A 21134-nucleotide genomic window follows, 5' to 3' on the forward strand; every position below is an offset into this window, starting at 1 on the left:
TGATAATGGCAAAGAGGTCACACCCGTTCCCATACCGAACACGGAAGTTAAGCTCTTTAGCGTCGATGGTAGTTGGGGTTAGCCCCTGCGAGAGTAGAACATCGCTAGGCAATAGAAAAAACGAGTAACTCTTAGGAGCTGCTCGTTTTTTTGTATATAATAACGCTTACAATAGTCGGAATAATCTTTTATTAGGAAGTTTCTTGACAGTCCGGCATTGCATTGTTAATCTTATGAATAATATTCTTTTAAATATAGGAGGAGTTTAAGAAATGTGGGAAACGAAATTTGCTAAAGAAGGCTTAACATTTGATGATGTATTATTAGTACCGGCTCATTCGGAGGTATTACCGAAAGATGTAAGTCTATCTGTGCAACTAACACCAAAAATCAAATTGAATGTACCTATGGTAAGTGCTGGTATGGATACTGTTACAGAATCACGTATGGCGATTTCTATGGCGCGACAAGGTGGCTTAGGTATTATTCATAAGAACATGAGCATTGATCAACAAGCTGAAGAAGTAGAGAAGGTTAAGCGTTCTGAAAATGGTGTTATTACCAACCCATTCTTTTTAACTCCAACACATCAAGTTTTTGATGCAGAGCATTTAATGGGGAAATATAAAATTTCAGGTGTTCCAATTGTAAATAACCAAGAAGATTTAAAATTAGTAGGTATTATTACTAACCGTGATTTACGTTTTATTTCAGATTATTCATTAAAAATTGACGACGTAATGACAAAAGAAGATTTAATTACAGCACCAGTAGGTACTACTTTAGAGGGCGCTGAAAAAATCTTACAACAGTATAAAATTGAAAAATTACCAATCGTTGCTGAAGATGGCACGTTAAAAGGTTTAATTACAATTAAAGATATTGAGAAAGTTATGGAATTCCCGAATGCAGCTAAAGATAAATTAGGACGTTTACTAGTAGGCGCAGCTGTAGGTGTTTCTAAAGACACAGACATTCGTGTACAAAAGCTTGTAGAAGCACAAGTAGACGTTATCGTTATTGATACAGCACATGGTCACTCTCAAGGCGTGCTTGAAGTAGTGAAAAAAATCCGTGCAACTTATCCTGAACTAGAAATTATCGCAGGTAACGTAGCAACTGGTGAAGCAGCTCGTGCTTTATATGAAGCAGGTGCTGATGTAGTAAAAGTTGGTATTGGCCCAGGTTCTATTTGTACAACACGTGTTGTTGCAGGTGTAGGTGTGCCGCAAATTACTGCCATTTACGATTGTGCGGCTGTAGCGCGTGAACTAGGTAAAACAATCATTGCCGATGGTGGTATTAAGTTTTCAGGTGATATCGTTAAAGCTTTAGCTGCAGGCGGCCACGTTGTAATGCTAGGTAGCTTATTAGCAGGTACAACTGAGGCTCCTGGAGATACTGAAATCTTCCAAGGTCGTCGCTTTAAAGTTTACCGTGGTATGGGTTCAGTTGGCGCAATGGAAAAAGGTTCAAAAGACCGTTACTTCCAAGAAGACGCTAAAAAATTAGTGCCAGAAGGTATTGAAGGTCGTTTACCTTATAAAGGACCATTAGCAGATACAATTCACCAACTAGTTGGTGGTGTACGTGCAGGTATGGGTTACTGCGGTACTAAAGATTTACATGCCTTACGTGAAGAAGCACAGTTTGTACGCATGACGGGTGCAGGTTTACTAGAATCTCATCCACATAACGTTCAAATTACAAAAGAGGCACCTAACTACTCACGATAAAATGTAAACACTCTTTTAGTGTCCTAAAAGAGTGTTTTTTTTTGGAGGTAAGGGTTATGATTAAAAAATTACTCATAGGTCTTTGTATAATGCTACTATTACCTATTCAAGCGTTTGCAACAGAAGATAATTTTAAAGTAAATGCAGACGGCGCTATTTTACTAGATGCTGATACGGGACAAATTTTATATGAACAAAATGCAAATAGCGCACTCGGTTTAGCTAGTATGAGTAAGTTAATGACGGTTTATATTTTATTAGATCATATTCGGGCAGATAAAATTAAATGGGAAGATACGTATACCGTGTCAAAACGCGTGCATGAACTATCTATGGACATGAACTTGGGCAATGTCATGTTAGAAGAAGGGCGCGCATACACGATAAGAGAATTATATGAGTCAATATTAATTTTCTCGGCTAACGCATCGACGGTAGGAATTGCTGAATTCATTGCAGGGAATGAAGCTGATTTTTTATCACTTATCGATAAGAAAGCGAGCGATTTACAATTAGAGCATTACCACTTTGTAAATGTTACAGGGTTAAATAACAGTGATTTACAAGGTCATCATGTACCGGGTACAGGTGTAAATGATGAAAATGTGATGTCAGCGAAAGATGTAGCTAAAGTAGGTTATTCCATTATGAAAGATTACCCTGAAATAGTAGAAGTAACGAAGCTACCTCGTAAGGTGTTTGGTGCTGGTACATCTTCAGTTGTGGAAATGACAAGTTGGAACTATATGCTACCGGGATTTTTATATGAATATGAAGGCGTTGACGGTCTGAAAACGGGTAATACACTGTTTGCAGGGCAGTGTTTTATCGGTACAGTGAAGCGAGATGATCAGCGTTTAATTGCAGTTGTATTAAATGCGAAAGATAAAGAAGGTAATAGTAACTATGCAGGTCGCTTTGGTACAATGAAAGAATTATTTGAACATGGCTTTGCTGATTTTACAAAAGAAAATATCGCAACTGAACAGAGCAGCGTCCAAATTAATGGGGACACTGTAACAGTTGAGAGTGAAGCAGTACCAATTTTAGCTGAAAAAGGTGCTAGTTATCATGCTAAGGTAGAGCCGTATACAGATGTAACTACAATTACAACTGGAACACCAGTAGGACATACTGTAGTGGAGGAACTCAATTATTTATATGAGCCGCCAGCAGTGGAGGCTACATCTACTATGAAGGTATCTTATGCTAGTAAAGCTAAGGATGTGTCGAAGGGATTAGGCAATTATTTTAGTACCTTTTGGCAAACTATCCGCGATTTTGTTGCTAATTTATTTTAAGGTTTGAGCACAATGCTCAAACCTTTTTTATTTGCCAAACGTGCATTAAATCATCTACAGCTTTAGCAATTGAAGTTAAGCCACCAAAGCCTAATAAAAATTGTGCTGCGGTTGTAGGTTCGTAGCGTATGGCGTACCGTGACATTGGATACACAGCAATACCAGCTTTTTTTGCTTGTTCAAAGAGTTGTTGTTCAGACTGATGCGCAATAGTTATCACAATATGCATGCCGGCTTGTGAGCCGCTAATGCTTACATCTGGATAGTGTTGCAATGCTTCGATTAACTCATTATGTTTTTTACGGTATACCTTACGCATACGATTTAAATGCTTAGCAAAATGACCATCGCGCATAAAGTTGGCTACAATATGCTGGTCAAAGCGTGGCACTGTAGAGGAGTAATACGTAAATAACTTATTGTACGTAGTCATTAAAGATAATGGTAATACAAAGTAAGCTACACGTAAGGACGGCATTAAGGATTTAGTGAAGGTACTCATATAAATTACCTTATCATTAGCGTCTAATGCTTGTAGTGCTGGGATGGGTTTACCTGTATAACGAAATTCAGAGTCGTAGTCATCCTCAATAATAAAACGTGAGGGGGAAGCAGCTGCCCAGTTGAGTAGTTGTGTACGACGAGTGGCTGATAATACAGCACCAGTTGGGAATTGGTGCGATGGCGTGAGGTAAACAACATCTGTATTTGTTTGTTCAAGCGCCTGTACTTGTATACCTTCCTCATCGACTTTAATGGGTAAAGGTGTGCGATTGTGTTGGCGTAAAATACGCGCAACAGAAGGATAGCCAGGGTGCTCAAGTGCAAATACGGTGTAGTGATTAAATAATCGAATAAGCATTGGTAAGAGTTGCTCTGTACCTGAACCAATGACAATTTGTTCAGGTTGACATTGTACACCACGTGATTGATATAAGTAGTCAGCAATTTCTGTACGTAATGCGTACTCACCTTGGGCGTCGCCTGCTAATAATAAGTGGGCATTTGCTTCGTCATAACTGTCACGCGCATATTTACGCCATGTGCTAAAAGGGAAGTTAGCTGTATCAATAAAGCTTGGATTAAAATCATAGCGGTAGCTGGGTATAAAAGACGGTTTAAAATGCGTTTTAGGCGTTGCTATCTCAATATAGGGTAATTCATCGAGTGCCTCTACAAAATAGCCTACGCGTGCTTTAGAGCTGATATAGCCCTCTGCTAGGAGCTGTGCATACGCTAATTCAATCGTTGTTTGGCTAATGTTTAAAAAATCAGCCAATTTTCGCTTAGAGGGTAGTTTTTCGGCTACTTTAATTTTTTGCTGAATGATGGCATCTTTAATGCCATTGTAAAGTTGTTCGTATAGCGGGGTTCCGCTTGTTTTATCAAGCGAAAATAATAACATATCCATTTACTGACCTCCTTATTTAGTTACTAACTGATTATTTTAATGTGGTCAATACTTAGTATACTAAATTGTAAGAAAACTTTGGGAGGTTTTTTATAATGAATGAAAAATTACAAATGCCATATGCTGGCGTCATTATGGATGTTATTAATGCAGAGCAAGCTAAAATTGCACAGGAGGCAGGCGCTGTAGCTGTTATGGCGCTAGAGCGAGTGCCTTCGGATATTCGTAAGGCGGGTGGTGTAGCGCGTATGGCTAACCCTTCGATAATGGAGGAAGTTATGGGTGCTGTGACAATACCTGTTATGGCTAAAGCACGTATTGGGCATATTGTAGAAGCGCGTGTGTTAGAGGCAATGGGCGTAGATTATATTGATGAAAGTGAAGTACTTACACCTGCAGATGATGAGTTTCATTTGTTAAAACGTGAGTATAGTGTGCCATTTGTATGCGGATGCCGTGATTTAGGTGAAGCTGCGCGTCGTTTAGGTGAAGGGACAGCGATGTTACGTACGAAAGGCGAACCAGGTACAGGTAATATTGTGGAGGCTGTACGCCATATGCGTAAAGTAAATGCGCAAGTACGAAACATTGTAGCTATGACACCAGAAGAACTTATGACAGAAGCTAAAATTTTAGGAGCACCCTATGAGATTTTAGTCGCTATTAAAGAGCGAGGGCGTTTACCAGTAATGAATTATGCAGCAGGTGGTGTAGCAACGCCTGCAGATGCCGCATTAATGATGGCATTAGGTGCGGATGGTGTTTTTGTAGGGTCAGGTATTTTTAAATCCGAAAATCCTGAAAAATTTGCGAAAGCTATTGTGCAGGCTACTAAAAATTTCGAGGATTATGCATTAATTGCCGCGCTATCTAAGGACTTAGGCGAGCCTATGAAGGGTATCGAAATTTCTACATTAGCCGCAACTGAGCGTATGCAAGAGCGTGGTTGGTAAAGTGAAAAAACGAGGTGGGTGATGATACACGCCTCGTTTTTCTTATGTCTTGGCTCATGATATAGTTAGGGACTCTAGTGAATTGGGAGGCATAGCTATGGCGATGATATATGTACTAAGTTGCTACATTGTGGGCACATTGTTAACGGCAGAGTGGGTGAGCCGTTTATTATATGATGGAAAAATTAGAGAGCGTGGCAGTCGAAATCCAGGTGCACGCAATATGGGGCGTGTGTATGGTAAAACGGCATTTATACTTACACTGCTTGGTGATGCGAGCAAGGGGATAGTAGCGATTAGTGTGGGTCGCTTGCTTGGCTTATCAGAGGAGTTTATTATAGTAGGTTTATTAAGTGCAATGACAGGGCATATTGCGCCCTTTTATCGCAAGTTTAAAGGTGGAGAAGCAGTCGCAACATTTATTGGTGGCATAACAGCGTTTAACCCAATGCTTTTGGTGGTATTTTTAAGTGTTTGCGCTGTTGCACTGTTAGTAAGAGCCTCTGCTACTGTAGCAGGCTGGTTAGGATTTATTATTATTCCGCTAGCGAGTTATTTGTTAACGAAGGAGTTAACAACAGCTGTACTACTAGGAGGTGCGGTGCTTTTACTAGTAATTGCCGCGCAACGTGATAAATGAGGAGGCAATCAAATGAATTTACGAGAACATGACGAGCGTTACGCTGAGGCGATGAGTGCTTTAACATCGCAACCTGCAGTAAAGGAAGCACTAGGTTTACCTGATGATATGGTAACGGTAGAAGGAGCAAAAAAATTTATATGGCATGTAACGACGGACGAGCGGCAATACTCTCGTGCGATTTTTGATGGTGATACGTTAATTGGCGTCATTACGCTAAAAGATATTTCGGCAGAGAGTGCACACATTGGCACGTGGCTAGGTGAGCAGTACTGGGGGCTTGGCTATAATGAGGAGGCAAAGTCGGCTGTGTTAGCTTATGCCTTTAACGTACTGGAGTTAAAGCGCGTATTTGCAGGTGCAGCTAAGCGTAATATACGTTCATTAAAGGCACAAGAGAAACTCGGCTATGTCACAATGGATGTAGGAAAACGCTATCCTATTGATTTAATTACAATTGAAAAAATAACAGGAGAACCTTGTCAGTTAAATGTTATTTTACGTGATAATTTTTTAGCTCAAGTTGCGAAAAGGTAGCGGCTATAGTACAATTAAGGCAAATTTATAGGTAGGTACGAAGATAGGAAGTAGTAGCAAATTTCGTTTTTTTAAGAGAGTTAGCGGTTGGTGTGAGCTAATAAAAACAGTTGTGAATCCGTCCTTGAGTTGCTCGGTTGAATAAAGTAAGCCGTAGCCGGTTGAGAAGCCGTTACTAATACGAGTGAGCCAGCAAATAATGCTGGTTAATTAGGGTGGCAACGCGGGTAGCTCTCGTCCCTTTTGGGATGTAGGGCTTTTTTTATTTTCGTATGAAAAATTGGAGGGAATACGATGTTAGACATTAAATATGTACGCGCAAATTTTGAACAAGTAAAGAAAATGCTAGAAACACGTAATGAAGATTTAGGCAATCTTGATGATTTTGAAGCACTAGATGTAAAACGCCGTGAACTCATTGCAAAAGGTGAAGTGCTAAAAGCTGAACGTAATAAAGCATCTGAACAAATTTCTATTATGAAACGCAATAAAGAAAATGCAGATGAAGCAATCGCTAAAATGCGTGCAGTAGGCGAAGATATTAAGGCACTAGACGAACAATTAAATGCAGTTGAGGATAAATTTAAACATATGATGATGCGCTTACCAAATATCCCACATGAAAGTGTACCAGTAGGCACTACAGAAGACGATAATGTCGAAGTGGAAAAATGGGGAGATGTGCCAGCATTTGATTTCGAAATTAAACCTCACTGGGAACTTGGTACAGACTTAAATATTTTAGATTTCGAGCGTGGAGCTAAAGTAACAGGTAGCCGCTTCTTATTTTACCGTGGCTTAGGCTCTCGTTTAGAACGTGCGTTAATTGCCTTTATGATGGATTTACACGTAGAAGAGCATGGCTATGAAGAAATGCAAACGCCGATGATTGTTAACAGCGACAGCTTAACAGGCACAGGTCAACTACCTAAGTTTGAAGAAGATTTATTTAAACTAACGGAGGATAACTTCTACCTAATCCCAACAGCTGAAGTACCTGTAACAAACTTCTACCGTGACGAAATTTTATCAGCCGATATGTTACCACAAGCCTTTTCAGCGTATAGCGCATGCTTCCGCTCTGAAGCGGGTTCTGCAGGTCGCGATACACGTGGTTTAATTCGTTTACACCAGTTTAATAAAGTTGAGCTTGTACGCTTTGTTAAGCCTGAAGATTCTTACGAACAATTAGAGTTATTAACAGGACATGCGGAGAAGGTTTTACAGCTGCTTGAACTACCTTATCGTAAATTAAAAATGTGTACAGCTGATTTAGGCTTTACAGCAGCTAAAAAATACGATTTAGAAGTATGGATCCCAGCACAAAATACGTACCGTGAAATTTCTTCATGTTCAAACTTTGAAGACTTCCAAGCGCGTCGTGCTAATATCCGCTTCCGTCGTGAAGCAAAAGGCAAGCCAGAGTATGTGCATACGTTAAATGGCTCAGGTCTTGCGATTGGTCGTACAGTAGCTGCGATTTTAGAAAACTACCAGCAGGCTGATGGCTCTGTAGTGATTCCTAAAGTGCTACGTCCTTATATGGGTGGCATTGAAGCCATTACAAAGTAAAAAAATAAGAGGTGTTGGGCAATTGCCCAACACCTCTTTTGTAATTTAAATAACGATTTTACTCTTTTGTGCTTTTTCCATAAATTTATCGCTTGAGCGGTTAAAGAATTGTTTTAAGCCGACACCCACAGTGATTGCTAGCAACATATAAACAATCAAGTATGCAATGTGTACGGCTGCGACACTCCAAACGGTGCCACCAACTGCCTCACGCAATAAAGAAATCGCATGTGTAAATGGTAAGAAGGCATGGATACGTTGGAAGAACTCTGGCGCCATTTGAATTGGGAATGTACCACCTGAACCACCAAGCTGCATAACCATTAAGATAATGGCTAGTACCTTACCTGTGTTACCAAATACAGAAACAAGCGTATAAACAATCGTTACAAAGGAAATACTAATAATAATCGCAAATAACACAAAGAATAATTTATCTACGACAAAGGCTTTTAAAATAAAGATATCACCCATAGCTACGATAAATGATTGTGCGATACCAATCATTAAAAATGTGATTAAGCGACCAAAGTACGTTTGGTAACTTTTAAAGCGCTCTTTACGGTCTACGTCTACTTTTAATGAAGATACCATTAAGAGTGCACCTACCCACAAAGATAGCGTAGTATAGAATGGATTCATAGCTGAACCATAGTTAGGGATAGGGTAGAGCTTATGCTCATCTAAAATAACGGGTTCTGCAAAGAAGTCACTCACGCGGCTTGGGTCATTACGTAACATATTAATAAAGTCATCAAGGTCGCCCTTTTCTTCGATTTCACGAATGCGGTCTGCGGCATTTTCGATAGCCTCAGCTGCTTCTGGGAAATGTTCATTAATATAGTCGAGTTTTTCTTGACCAACGCCAACACCATCTCGGATTTTTTCGAGACCATCTCGGACTTTAGGGATTTTGCCGTTAACATCATCTAGCACTTTTGTGATGTCGTGTAACGTATCAATACCACTATTTGTTAAGTCTTTATATTTAGGTCCTAGTTCATCATTGATGTAATCAATCATATCTTGTAGTGAGTTGACCATATTCATTGCGCTTTCATCAATGTTATCCAATACATTTTTGCCGGATTCTTTTGTGTTTTCGATACGCTCAATCATATTGTCGAGAGAGTCTTTCGTATTTTCTAGTTTATCACGGAAATCTAATAGACGATTAATTTCATTCGTCACAGTGTCAGAGTCAACAAAGTCTTGGAAGCGACCAAGGCCAGCGTACATATTTTGCATAGCATCTGCTGAGCTGTTAAGCAAACCTACAGCGGCTTCTAATACTTTAATAGAGCCTTCTGGATTTTGAGCAGCATCTTCTAATAGACGTACAGTATGCAGTAGGTCTTGTTGAGCTTGTTGAATACGTGAGAAGGCATCTTGTAGACGCTCATCTAATCGTTCAACATCTTGTTCAAAGGCATTTAATCGGTCTTGTAATTTACGTAAAGAGTTATTCGTTAACTCCAGCTGTTCTTTCGCGATTTTTAAGCCTTCTGTTGTACCTTGTTGAGCTCCCGCAATAGCATCTTGTATAAATGACGTGTCGGCACCGATAATCGTGCCAATTTGTTCGGCAATTTTATCTAATTGCTCTAATAAACCCGCATTATTAGAAGGATCTCCACCTGCAAGCAGTTCATCAATTAAAGCGATAGCTTCGTTATTTAGCGTAATCACGCGATCAATAGAAGCTGCTCGGTCTTTAAGACTTTGTGCAAGCTCTTTTAAACGCGGTAAAATGACATCATTATAATCCGCGATAATTTTATCGGTATTTTCAATCATTCCTTGTACGCGGTCACGAATGTTACCAAGTTGCTCTACTGTAGGGTGTCCACCATTTTGTAATTTATCAATAATTTGTTGAAGCTCCTGAGACGCATTGCGCAGGGATTGCTCATTTTCTTTTAAGCGCCCCATCATCTCTACAATTGTCGAGGATTCTTTCCAGTTTTCATCGTATTCTTTCAAAAACTCATAAATTTCATTAATGCGTTGTGATACATCATCGAGTCCATCTTGACGGTCGTGCAATGAAGCGATAAGGTTGTCTAAATCTTCCCCTTTTTTAGCAATCTCACTTGTGGAGTCAGGGATTTTACGGAATGTATCTTGAGATGATTTGAGTTTTTTTGTAATAGATTCAATCGTGCTATCGACGGATTCTTGACTTTCTTTTAAGACGCGTTCTAAATCACGGTTTAAGCGTTTAGCACGGTCATCGATATCATTAATACGGTCAAGACCGTCGTGTGCTTTATCAATAGAGAAGTCAGCTAAATCTAAGTCGCGTTGTGCAAGACGCAATTGTGCCTGTAAATCAGGTAAAGCTTCTTCTAATTCAAAAAGCTTGTCACGCATATTTTCAATATCTACATGGTTTTCCTCTAATTCAATACCGAGTGTATTAAAAATGGTCATTACTGATTTATTCGCTTCTTCTACGAAATTTGCTCGAATATTTTCAACGATAGCAGATGCACCCGAGCCCGTAACTTTAGGGGAGATAGCATTTACTTTTTCATTAATGTAATATTCCAAACGTGGCTTTTGAATGTCATCAGAGATAACGCTCGTGAGCTTTTCTGAAAAATCACGTTGAATTACAATAGCAGCATAATATTCTCCGGATTTTACACCTTCGATTGCATCGTCCTCAGAGACGAATTGCCACCCTAATTTATCGTTTTTGGTTAAGGAGACGACAATCTCATCACCAATATTGATTTCTTCGTCCTGAATTTCGGCACCTTCATCTAAACTTACAACTGCGACAGAGACGCCTTGTGTATTAGCGTAAGGATCCCATGAGGCAGCGATATTGAGCCAAGCATATAAAGAAGGTAAAAAAGCAAGAGCGGCAATTACGATAATAGCCGCTGGATTAGTTACGATATTTTTAATGTCGGTTCTTGCGATATAAAGGATTTTTTTCATTAAAAAACCTCTTTTCTAACAAAACTGACTATGTAATATAGCATACTTCTTAACAATCCTATAACAAAAAAACGAAAAAAGCTAGCAGACTTGCTAGCAAAATTATAGCGTGTAAAAAATGGCTTAGGAAATCATGAGCAATGTTGTAAAATATATCGTATGATACGTTATAGATGTTGATATAATCGTAATAATGATATATTACTAAAATAAAATATACGGGGGAGGTCCGTTATGATACAGCGAAATTGTGCGCAGTGTGGCGCTAGTGTACCGAAAAAAGCGAGCTTCTGTCCTACTTGTGGTAATGATTTAACAATAGAAGGCGCAGTCATAACAACTACACTAAAAGAAAGGCTCGCCAACAAACGACCAGCTTTCTTAGCTAAAGAAAAAATGCCAGTTTGGAAGAAGCGCTTGCTAGTAGCAGTGATTGTCGTTTTTGTGTTACTTATTGCTATGCATAGTACGATTCGGGCAAGTCTTACGCCAGAGCGACAAGTGACAAAGCTTATTCATGCGTACACAAATATTAATACTGATAAATTTTTTGATATGTTAGTGTTAGACAAAGACGTAACATACGATAAAAAAACATATATGAAGTTTCTTTTTAATGTAGATCGCGAAATGGACGGCCAGTTTGAAAAGAAATTAGTAGCAGTTGCCCAAGAAGTAGTTGATACAAATACGCCAAAGATGTTTAATGTGCCAGCGACTGACTTTAATGATGCGATGGCGGTATTTGAAGTGCGCCCACTAAAAAAATGGGGGTTTTATAAAACCGTTACGTTTGCTCCTGTAACCTATGACACGAAAATTGTTACAGATATGCAGGGAGTTAAATTAGATTTACTTGATAATGAATATATTTTTAGAGGGCATGATATTGAGTTAGGTAAGTTTTTGCCTGGTGACTATCCTTATACTGTGTTTGTAACGAATAAATGGATTTCACGTGATTACCCAAAAACATTGCGGGTACCTAACAGTGTGCAAGGAGCTAAATTAGACTTTATGTCGTGGAATCAAGTAGCGCGTCTAAAATCTAACGTACCTGATAGCATGCTATTTATTAATGACGAGCCAACTGACAAGACAGTGGCTGAAGTGCGTGAATTAGGACCAATTGTTAAAAATACGGTACGTGTGTATGCAGAGTATACGAATGATAAAGGGCAAAAAGTACGCACGGCGACGAAATATTTAAAGCCAGGTGAAGTAGCTGATTTAACCTTCCCAACGGTAGGTAAGGACAATACAACAAAATCATCAGGTAAAATTAGCAAGAGCAGTGCGGAGAGTTTTGTGAAGCGCTATCGTCGCGTCTATGAGCGTGCCCTTAACACCAACACGATTAAGCCGATTGAAACATATCTTGTAGAAGGTTCGGCATACGAACAAAAAATGCAAGCTTACTTTGCTGTACCACGAGCGATAGAGCAGTTTAAATATAATTTTATTAGCAGCACAAATCAAAATACCGTGATTGATGTAGACAAAGCTTTTGTCACAACGGTTGAGGAGTATTATTACACAGGTGCAGATGATCAAAGCGTATTAAAAACGGTGACAAGAACGTATGAGTTACATCTCGATGTTACAAATAATTATGTCGTATACAATGTGACAGAAAACAACTAACTTAAAAAGTACAATTTTTCTCGATTCGAGAAAAATTGTACTTTTTTTATTTATAAGGTTGTAAACCATTTTGATCAGCGCGATGCATGAAAGCAACGAGATGGGCACGGACCATCAACTCATTCGGTGCGAAGTTAGCATAATCTTGTGGCGCGTTAGGGTTTTTACCCGTTGTAATATGATTATTATACAGCCAAGTGATTGCGTCACGTTCAGAGAAATGGGTGCCTGTATAAAGGTAGGCTAACATACGAGCGATGTCGCCGCGACGCACAGGCTCATTCGGCATCGTACGAATAGGGAGACCTTCAGCACGAGCAACGTCATAATACGAATCATACCATTGCCACTTTGTTGAATCTTGTGTGCCAAACATATGACGGAACATCATTGCGAGTGCTTGTGCTTCCGTCACTTTTTGATAAGGCTTTAACAGTTTTGTAGCACTTTGTCCTTTAATAATCCCATTGTGATAGCCCCAAGCGAAAGCGCTCGTCCAGTAGGCACTCATATCATAATCTTTGAACGTAGTAATCCCGAAACCTAAAGGTGTGACGCTATATTCGCCGCCTTCTATCAACCCTTTAGGAGAAGTAACGTTTATATAGTATTTACCAGGTTCGGCGTTTTCAATCTTCATATTAAATGTATAAGGGTTAGTCTCGCTCGTGTTACGTGTTTCGGTTTTAATGCGATTCTGGTATTGATTATAAAGAGCTACCGTTGTACTTTTTGGTAAGCGACTTATTAAGTTAATTGTAAAATCACCTTTCGATGGCACGATAAATGAATAATAATCTGTTGTATCTGTACGACCTAAAAAACCTGTAGTCGTAGCACCGAACAGAATAGGTGTGGCGTCTGCAAACGTATTATTAGCAGACTGGTCATTGGCGCTCGTCGGTTGGTAGCTAGTTTCTAATGTGTAGTTACCTGTATTCATCTCTACATCGTTTAATCGGTTATACACTTTAATATAGTATGTTCCTTTTGATAAGGCGATGCGTTCGTTAAATTGTGCAGGCATCGTAACAGTGCTCTTTAACGTTTTAGTAAGCAACGGATTATCACGATAATCCAGCACTTGTAGCGATGTTTCTTTACGTAATAAACCATTTAAAAAGATAGTAATATAGCCATCTTTTTCGAGCTCGATTTTGTATATATCTTGCGCATGGTTACGCACAATAAAGCCCTCTACTTGTTCATTAAATGCCAATGGGATACGTTCAGTCATATCCTCTAATTCACCAGTAGAATAAGTTAAATTAACTTTACCGCCACCACTATCGTAGCGAGCGTGTAACTCGATAATATATTCTCCCTTATTTAAATCTAACTCATAAACAACAATTTGTGGGTTGTCTTTACGACCATCATTTAAATATACAGGATTGACGGGTACTGAAGTTCCATTTACTTCTTTTAATTTGAAAGTAAGTTTAGGTACTTCGCTTTCTACACGAATCATAATACGATTTTTGTTTTTTAGTATAAAGCTATAGCTACGATAATCGTCATCAGACAAAGAAACATTTACCGGTTTACCATCAATAAGCTCGTTAGCTGCCTTGGTATACGTGGGCATAACGATGCTAGCCGTAAAAAATAAGACAACGGCAAGCAACAGTTTTTTCATTACAAAACCTCCTAATTAATATCGTTGTATAGTTAGTATAACGAATTGCTAAGAAAGAATACAGCAAACACTAAAGGGTCTCAATAACGGATTTTAATGAACCAGCCTGTGCTAGGTGACCATTTACGCCAGACCACATCGAAACGAATTGAGCGTTGTGTTGCTTAGCACTTTCACTACGAAGACGTGCCGTTAAAAAATGTTGCGCAGGATAGGGGGCGATCGGTGCGCATGCCATTTCCTGTATAAATGTATTGGTAATACCTCTAGCTGTTTTCCCTGAAAAGGCGCGTGTTAACACAGTCGTGTCCTGCGTATTAGCTAGTAATGTTTGCTTATGGATTAAGCTTGCACCGCTTTCATCTGTAGCGAGAAGAGCAGTACCAATTTGTACAGCACTTGCACCTTTAGCAAGATAGTAATCGATATGTGCTTTCGTTGCGATACCTCCAGCTGCAATAAGCGGTATATTTACAGCGCGACCTACGTTTTTAAGCAATTGTTTTAGTGGCAATTGTTCACCTGTTAAAAAAGTACCGCGATGTCCGCCAGCTTCAATGCCTTGTACAACAATCATATCCATGCCTGCTCTTTCATTGACAATCGCTTCTTCCACAGTAGTAGCTGTGCCAATGAGCGTAACGCCTCGCTTCTTAAAACGTTCAATCCATATAGCAGGAGGGATACCAAAAGTGAAAGAGACATGCGAAATACCTGCTTCTAAAATTACTTCAAGCTGTGAATGAAAATGTTGTTGTACTTCAGGAAGCGGTTGCTCGTGAAGATTGAGTTGACGTTCGAAGGGACGAATGGCTCGGTAAGCCTCCTCCATTTGCGCAGTAGTAAACGCTATGTTCTCGGGCACAAAAACGTTTACTACAAAGCGAGATGTGACTTTTTTAATTTCATCGATAGCAAGTTTTGTTTGTTCAGCTGTTAAGTAGCCGGCGCCAAATGAGCCTAAAATACCCGCCTCATGTGCAGCGATGACAAAAGCGGGCGTAGAGACGCCAGCCATTGGTGCTTGAATAATGGTTTGCATACGTTTCCTCCTTTTATTTTGCGCGCGTACTTCCGCAAAAAAATGCTGTAAAATTTGCTTGCATTGTGGGGCTAATACACCTTGTGTAACACGACATTGGTGATTAAAGCGTTCATCGTTTAATAGCTCATATAAGGAGTGCACACAGCCAGCTTTGTCATCTTTTGCTCCATATACGACACGTGGAATACGAGCTTGTAAAATTGCACCTGCGCACATCGGACATGGTTCTAGTGTGACGTATAGCGTCGTCTCTTCAAGCCGCCAATCATCGAGATAGCGACAAGCTTGTTCGATAGCTAAAAGTTCGGCATGTGCTGTAGGGTTTTGTGTTGTTTCGCATAGATTATGAGTGTTTGCGATAACTTGGTCCTTATATACGATAATTGCCCCGATTGGTACCTCACCTAAACGTGCAGCTTGCTTAGCTTCGTCGAGTGCGAGTTGCATAAAGTAGGCATCTTTAGAAAAATCACGCATAAAAAACTCCCTCTCTTTTACGCATATTGTAGCACGTATGATACAATGAAAAGCACTGAATTAATAAGGAGGCGCCTGTATCTTGACAGTCCCATTCATAACAATCGAAGGGCCGATTGGTGTTGGTAAAACAACATTATCTAAAGCATTGGCAACGAAAAATAACTTTCACTTATTAAAAGAAATCGTGGATGAAAATCCTTTTTTAAATAAATTTTATGAGGATATTGAAGAATGGAGTTTCCAAACGGAAATGTTTTTCCTTTGTAATCGTTATAAGCAACTTACAGATATTAAAAAATATATGCAAGAAGCGGAACGACCTGTTGTAGCAGATTATCATATTTTTAAAAATTTGATTTTTGCTAAACGTACGTTACCACCAAGCGAGTACGAAAAATATGAAAATATTTACCGCATCTTAACGGCTGACATGCCACGACCTAATTTCGTGATTTATTTGCATGCTACGGTTGATACATTAATGAAGCGAATTGCTATGCGCGGACGTGAATTTGAACGTCTTATTTCGCGTGACTATATGGAAAAGCTTGTGCTTGATTATCATGTGTTTATTGAGCAGTTTGAAGCGAGTCATCCAGATATTCCTGTTATTCGTTTTAACGGGGATGCCATTGATTTTGTGAAAAACGATAATGATTTAATGTATGTGCTACAGGCATGTTACGAAACTTTAGAGAATAGAGGATTTACAGTATGAATTTACGAGAGAAGTATAATATCCCAGCTCAAACGGTCATTACGATTGCAGGTACTGTAGGTGTCGGTAAATCGACGATGACGCAGGCATTAGCGGAGGCTTTAAATTTCCGGACATCCTACGAAAAAGTAGACACTAACCCGTACTTAGATAAGTTTTATGAAGATTTTGCTGCTTGGAGTTTTCATTTGCAAGTGTATTTTTTAGCGGAGCGTTTTAAAGAGCAAAAGCGTATTTTTGAATATGGTGGTGGCTTTATCCAAGATCGCTCGATTTACGAAGATACCGGTATTTTCGCAAAAATGCATTATGATAAAGGCACAATGTCACCGACAGACTATGAAACGTATAAAAACTTATTCGATGCTATGGTGATGACACCTTATTTCCCACACCCCGATTTACTCATTTATATTGAAGGACCTGTGGAAAAAATTATTGAGCGTATTCAGTGCCGTGGGCGTGAAATGGAACAGCAAACATCGCATGACTATTGGTACGAAATGCATGAGCGTTACGAAAACTGGATTAATAACTTTAATGCATGTTCTGTGCTACGCATTACGATAGATGACTATGACTTGAAGAAAGATGAAGGGGCTGTTGAGCAAATTGTGAAGCGTATTGCCACTATGCTTGAACAGACAGCACATTTACGACAATGATTGAAGTGCATTTTCATCATAATTTACGCGTTACGGACAATAGTGTTTTAAGCGAAGCTATGGCACAGGACCAAGTTGTCGCAATTGCACAGCAACCGACGATTATGACAGCTCAAGATGTCTTTCGCTACCAACAACTGCGTCGATTGCATCGTGAACTAGCAGCGTTAGGTGTACCGCTCGTTTTAAAAGAGCAAGTAATAAAAGATAAGCCGACATTATTACATGATGTAGCTACTGTAGTGACAAAACAAGGCACCCCTTATAAGGTATTTACACCTTTTTATAAGGCTTGTCTTAAGCGTAATGTGCGCAGTGTAGTTGCAAAGCCTATGCAGCAAGAGGCGCCATTTACTACTGATTTTCCACAACTTGCATTACCGCAGTGGGCGCAAAAAATAAGTGCGTATTGGCCACAAGATGTGCAAGAAGTGCTAGCCAATTTTACACCACAGCGCTATGCAGCGAAGCGAGATTTTCCTTCTGAGCAAGCGATTTCGTATTTATCTCCTTATTTAGCAGTAGGTGCAATCAGTCCTGTGCAGCTACACGCTACATTTAGCGAGTATGAAAGCTTTATACGACAGCTCATTTGGCGAGATTTTGCTCACTATACTTTAGCGCAGTATCCACTTATGGCAAGTGAACCACTGCGTGAGCATTTTAACCACTTTCCATATCAACGGGACGAGCAGTTGCAAGTTTTATGGCAACAAGGAAAGACAGGGTATCCGCTTGTTGATGCAGGGATGCGTGAGTTATATGCTACAGGTTATATGCATAACCGTGTACGCATGGTTTGTGCTTCGTTTTTTACTAAGCATTTATTGCAACCTTGGCAAGATGGCGTTAAGTATTTTAGTGAACAGCTCGTGGATTATGACCTTGCCAACAATGCGGTCAACTGGCAATGGGTAGCAGGTTGTGGCATAGATGCCTCACCCTATTTCCGCATTTTTAATCCGATAACGCAACGCACAAAATTTAAAGCGGAAGCGTATATTAAAAAGTGGTTACCAGCTGATTATAATGTGTTACCAATAGTGGATCATAAAGCAGCGAGAGCACGTGCATTAGCTGCTTACGATATGATAAAAGGAGAGAATTAACGTGAAAATTGCAGTGTATTGCGGCTCACAGCTAGGGGTGTCACAAATTTTTGAAGAGACGGCCTATGCTTTAGGTGAGCAATTGGCAACAGATGGCCATACAATTGTGTACGGAGGTTCAAATGTAGGGTTAATGGGCGCTGTAGCGGATGCTGCGTTATCCAATGGCGGTGCAGTAATTGGTGTACTGCCTGAGCAATTAAAAAAGCGTGAAATCGCGCATGAAAAATTAACAGAGCTTCACTTTGTTGAGTCTATGCATGTACGAAAAGCGATGATGGCAGATATGGCAGATGCCTTTATTGCTTACCCTGGTGGTGTTGGTACACTCGATGAGTTTTTTGAAGTGTTTACATGGGCACATATTGGTATTCATCAAAAGCCTGTTATTTTATTTAATGTCGCTGGCTTTTATGATGATTTAATCCGTCATATTGAGCGCATGATTAAAGAGGGTTTTATTCAGCCTACGCACAAAAATTTCTTTTATATTGCGACAAATTTAGAGGAAGTTTCAGCCATTTTGTCGAACAACACCGTAACGCAGTAATTACTGCGATTTAACAAAGGGGTGTTAGTTTATGATAAAACGATTGCAACAATTACCAACGACAGCCGTCTCTGATGCGACTGGCGGTCATACAAATGTTAACCATGCCATTAAGCCACTCGACAGCGCTTGGCATATTGCAGGGCGTGCTGTTACCGTAAGATTGCCAGACGGCGAAAACGGCGCGGTGCTTGAAGCGATTAAAGGAGCAACGCAGGGCGATATTTTAGTCATTGATGCCAAGGGTAATACGAACCGCGCTGTAGCGGGTGACTTTGTTGCTTCACTAGCAAAAGGTGTAGGAATTGCAGGCTTTATTGTGGATGGCGTAATACGTGATAGCCAAGCGATGATTGCGATGGGCTTTCCTGTATTTTCACGCGGCACTACGGTAGCGGCAGGCGTTAAAAATGGCGGCGGTCAAGTAAATGTGCCAGTAGCCATTGGAGGCGTAAGTGTACAACCTGGTGATTATATTGTAGCTGATGCGGACGGAGTAGTTGTAGTGCCACAACAAACGCTTGATAATATTGTACAAAAGGCAGAAGACAAGCTAGCAAAAGATGAAGCGCGTGAACGACAAGCCCACGCCGATGGTGAAGCTTCTATTCGGGCCTATTTAGATAAAGTAGTAAAATGAGCAGGGGCCATTGCCCTTGCTTTTTTTAGGAAAAAAAGAAGCGAGTTGTTTTTATTATTGCGTATTTCCTTTACTGTGTCTGTAAAAGGTTTGAGCAATTTTAGGATATATGTCAACATAGCGATGGAATGTTGACGTTGTGTGCAATAACTGTTCGCAATGAGCGCTCCACTTCTGTTACACCGTAAACGAACACAAGTTTTTGATGCAATTGTGACACGTCTCTAATAAGTTGTATAATGAGGTATACTATTCGCATATCATACTAGGAGGTTTATATGGAGACTTATTCATTTTTACCTGTAATTGTCGGGACAAATATTAATGCTTATAATATGGCGATTTCATTTTATGATACATATCGTATTAAGCCTGTAATCGTAGGTCGAGCGACTTTACCATTTACTGCTTATAGCAATGTGACGACGATTCAAGAAATTAACCCTGCTTTGCATACACCTTCTGTCTTTGTTGCTTATTTAAAAGACATCGCAACTAAGTATATGAAGCCGAAGCAGAAGCTATTATTAGTCGGTACGGACGACTTGTATGTTGAGATGATTATTGCCCATCAGCATGAATTAGCAGAGCATTTTACATTCAACTATATGAGTAAGGAGCTTATGGACCAAGTTTATTTAAAAAAGAATTTTTATGAGTTATGTGCTAAGCACGGACTCGACACACCAAGCACTTATTATTATGACTGCACATCAGATGCTCCTTTTGAGGAAGAAGTGATGTTTCCAGTCATAATTAAACCGAGTGATGGGGTACAATACTATCGCAATCCGTTTGAGGGTTTACAAAAAATTTATAAGGTAGAGAGCCATGAAGAGATTAACCGCGTGATTAAACTAATTCAGTCAGGCGGCTATCGCGGCGATTTAATTATTCAAGATTATATCCCAGGTGACGATACATTTATGTGGGACGCTGTTTATTACGGCAATCAACATGGTCGAGGGCAGTTAATTTCTTTCGCGCAAGTTGCCCTACAAGAACATGAAATGACAGCTATCGGTAACTATACCGCGCTATTAACGCGCTATAATGAAGAAATGATGCAAAAGCTCGTGGCGTTTTGTGAAGATATTGGCTATAAAGGTTTTGGTAACTTTGATTTAAAGTACGATGAACGTGATGGTAAGTTTAAAGTGTTTGAAATTAATATACGTCAAGGTCGTTCAAGCTATTATGTCGATGCTTGCGGTTATCCGATGGCTAGCATGTTTGTTGATGATTTAATTTATGAAAGAACTAAACCGCTTGCTTATGTTACTAAACCGATGTTATTTACAGTTGTACCGAAGTATGTATTAAAAAAATATGTGAAAGATCCCGTGCTCCAACAAGAGATTAAAGAGCGCTTAAAAGCTGGTGAAGTCGTTAATCCACTATTTTATAAATACGATAATCATTTGAAACGCAAGCTATATTTAGCTGCGCGTCAAGTTAATTATATTAAGAAGTATCGCAATAGTAACTGGCAAGGCCAATAATTGCACTTTGCGCATAGGTGCTATACGCTAAATGAGCTTATTG

17 protein-coding genes, 1 rRNA gene and 1 other annotated feature are annotated in these 21134 nt (G+C 39.6%); of the genes, 14 read left to right on the forward strand and 4 right to left on the reverse strand.

The genetic code is table 11. The features are described 5' to 3' along the window. The 3 genes from rrf to DDE80_RS09675 form a co-directional block, all read left to right on the forward strand. Positions 1-110, forward strand: a 5S ribosomal RNA gene (rrf, locus tag DDE80_RS09665); the annotation flags it as partial. A 162-nt stretch (positions 111-272) separates the two neighbouring features. Then, on the forward strand, positions 273-1736 hold the full coding sequence (gene guaB / locus DDE80_RS09670; RefSeq protein WP_108307454.1) for an IMP dehydrogenase: 1464 nt from the start codon (positions 273-275) through the stop codon (positions 1734-1736). Positions 1737-1792: 56 nt separating this feature from the next. Further along, positions 1793-3037: a serine hydrolase gene (locus tag DDE80_RS09675; protein ID WP_108307455.1), complete on the forward strand. Its 1245-nt coding sequence runs from the start codon at positions 1793-1795 to the stop codon at positions 3035-3037. A gap of 16 nt (positions 3038-3053) precedes the next feature. On the opposite strand, the gene pdxR is transcribed toward DDE80_RS09675, so the two are convergent. Continuing rightward, entirely contained in the window at positions 3054-4448 is a 1395-nt protein-coding gene (gene pdxR, locus DDE80_RS09680; protein WP_108307456.1) for a MocR-like pyridoxine biosynthesis transcription factor PdxR, read from the reverse strand. A 95-nt stretch (positions 4449-4543) separates the two neighbouring features. Between pdxR and pdxS the strand changes: the two genes are divergently transcribed. From pdxS to serS, 4 genes are all read left to right on the forward strand, one after another. Continuing rightward, entirely contained in the window at positions 4544-5401 is an 858-nt protein-coding gene (gene pdxS, locus DDE80_RS09685) for a pyridoxal 5'-phosphate synthase lyase subunit PdxS (protein ID WP_108307457.1), read from the forward strand. Positions 5402-5498: 97 nt separating this feature from the next. Beyond that, positions 5499-6041 (forward strand): glycerol-3-phosphate acyltransferase, encoded by a 543-nt coding sequence (locus tag DDE80_RS09690; RefSeq protein WP_108307458.1) that lies wholly within the window; start codon positions 5499-5501, stop codon positions 6039-6041. A gap of 12 nt (positions 6042-6053) precedes the next feature. Then, positions 6054-6578, forward strand: coding sequence for a GNAT family N-acetyltransferase (locus tag DDE80_RS09695; RefSeq protein ID WP_108307459.1), 525 nt, complete (start codon positions 6054-6056; stop codon positions 6576-6578). Between the two features lie 31 nt (positions 6579-6609). After that, positions 6610-6823 (forward strand) — a binding site (T-box leader). A 49-nt stretch (positions 6824-6872) separates the two neighbouring features. Continuing rightward, positions 6873-8150: a serine--tRNA ligase gene (gene serS, locus DDE80_RS09700; RefSeq protein WP_108307460.1), complete on the forward strand. Its 1278-nt coding sequence runs from the start codon at positions 6873-6875 to the stop codon at positions 8148-8150. 45 nt (positions 8151-8195) lie between these two features. On the opposite strand, the gene DDE80_RS09705 is transcribed toward serS, so the two are convergent. Continuing rightward, positions 8196-11099, reverse strand: a complete 2904-nt coding sequence (locus DDE80_RS09705; RefSeq protein ID WP_108307461.1) for a YhgE/Pip domain-containing protein — start codon at positions 11097-11099, stop codon at positions 8196-8198. Positions 11100-11333: 234 nt separating this feature from the next. On the opposite strand from DDE80_RS09705, the gene DDE80_RS09710 reads away from it, so the two are divergent. Then, a complete protein-coding gene (locus DDE80_RS09710) occupies positions 11334-12743 on the forward strand; it encodes a TcaA 3rd/4th domain-containing protein (RefSeq protein WP_108307462.1) in 1410 nt (469 codons plus the stop codon). A 46-nt stretch (positions 12744-12789) separates the two neighbouring features. On the opposite strand, the gene DDE80_RS09715 is transcribed toward DDE80_RS09710, so the two are convergent. Then, the gene (locus DDE80_RS09715; protein ID WP_108307463.1) at positions 12790-14382 is read right to left on the reverse strand and encodes an S-layer homology domain-containing protein; all 1593 of its coding nucleotides are present in this window, start codon (positions 14380-14382) and stop codon (positions 12790-12792) included. 70 nt (positions 14383-14452) lie between these two features. Beyond that, a complete protein-coding gene (gene tadA / locus DDE80_RS09720; RefSeq protein ID WP_108307464.1) occupies positions 14453-15904 on the reverse strand; it encodes a tRNA adenosine(34) deaminase TadA in 1452 nt (483 codons plus the stop codon). Between the two features lie 82 nt (positions 15905-15986). Between tadA and DDE80_RS09725 the strand changes: the two genes are divergently transcribed. The 6 genes from DDE80_RS09725 to DDE80_RS09750 all read left to right on the forward strand — a co-directional run bounded on the left by DDE80_RS09725 (position 15987) and on the right by DDE80_RS09750 (position 21091). Beyond that, complete coding sequence (locus DDE80_RS09725; RefSeq protein WP_108307465.1) at positions 15987-16625, forward strand: deoxynucleoside kinase; 639 nt, start codon at positions 15987-15989, stop codon at positions 16623-16625. Beyond that, the gene (locus DDE80_RS09730; protein WP_108307466.1) at positions 16622-17290 is read left to right on the forward strand and encodes a deoxynucleoside kinase; all 669 of its coding nucleotides are present in this window, start codon (positions 16622-16624) and stop codon (positions 17288-17290) included. Before DDE80_RS09725 ends, DDE80_RS09730 begins: the two co-directional genes overlap by 4 nt. Continuing rightward, positions 17287-18399, forward strand: coding sequence for a cryptochrome/photolyase family protein (locus tag DDE80_RS09735; RefSeq protein WP_108307467.1), 1113 nt, complete (start codon positions 17287-17289; stop codon positions 18397-18399). The genes DDE80_RS09730 and DDE80_RS09735 overlap by 4 nt, the downstream gene beginning before the upstream one ends. Before the next feature lies 1 nt (position 18400). After that, entirely contained in the window at positions 18401-18949 is a 549-nt protein-coding gene (locus tag DDE80_RS09740; protein ID WP_201261521.1) for an LOG family protein, read from the forward strand. Positions 18950-18980: 31 nt separating this feature from the next. Continuing rightward, positions 18981-19589, forward strand: coding sequence for an RraA family protein (locus DDE80_RS09745; protein ID WP_108307468.1), 609 nt, complete (start codon positions 18981-18983; stop codon positions 19587-19589). Positions 19590-19867: 278 nt separating this feature from the next. Beyond that, positions 19868-21091 (forward strand): carboxylate--amine ligase, encoded by a 1224-nt coding sequence (locus DDE80_RS09750; protein WP_108307469.1) that lies wholly within the window; start codon positions 19868-19870, stop codon positions 21089-21091. Positions 21092-21134 lie beyond the last annotated feature (43 nt).

Origin of the sequence: Metalysinibacillus jejuensis (genome assembly GCF_003057615.1) — a bacterium.
GTDB classification, from domain to species: domain Bacteria; phylum Bacillota; class Bacilli; order Bacillales_A; family Planococcaceae; genus Metalysinibacillus; species Metalysinibacillus jejuensis.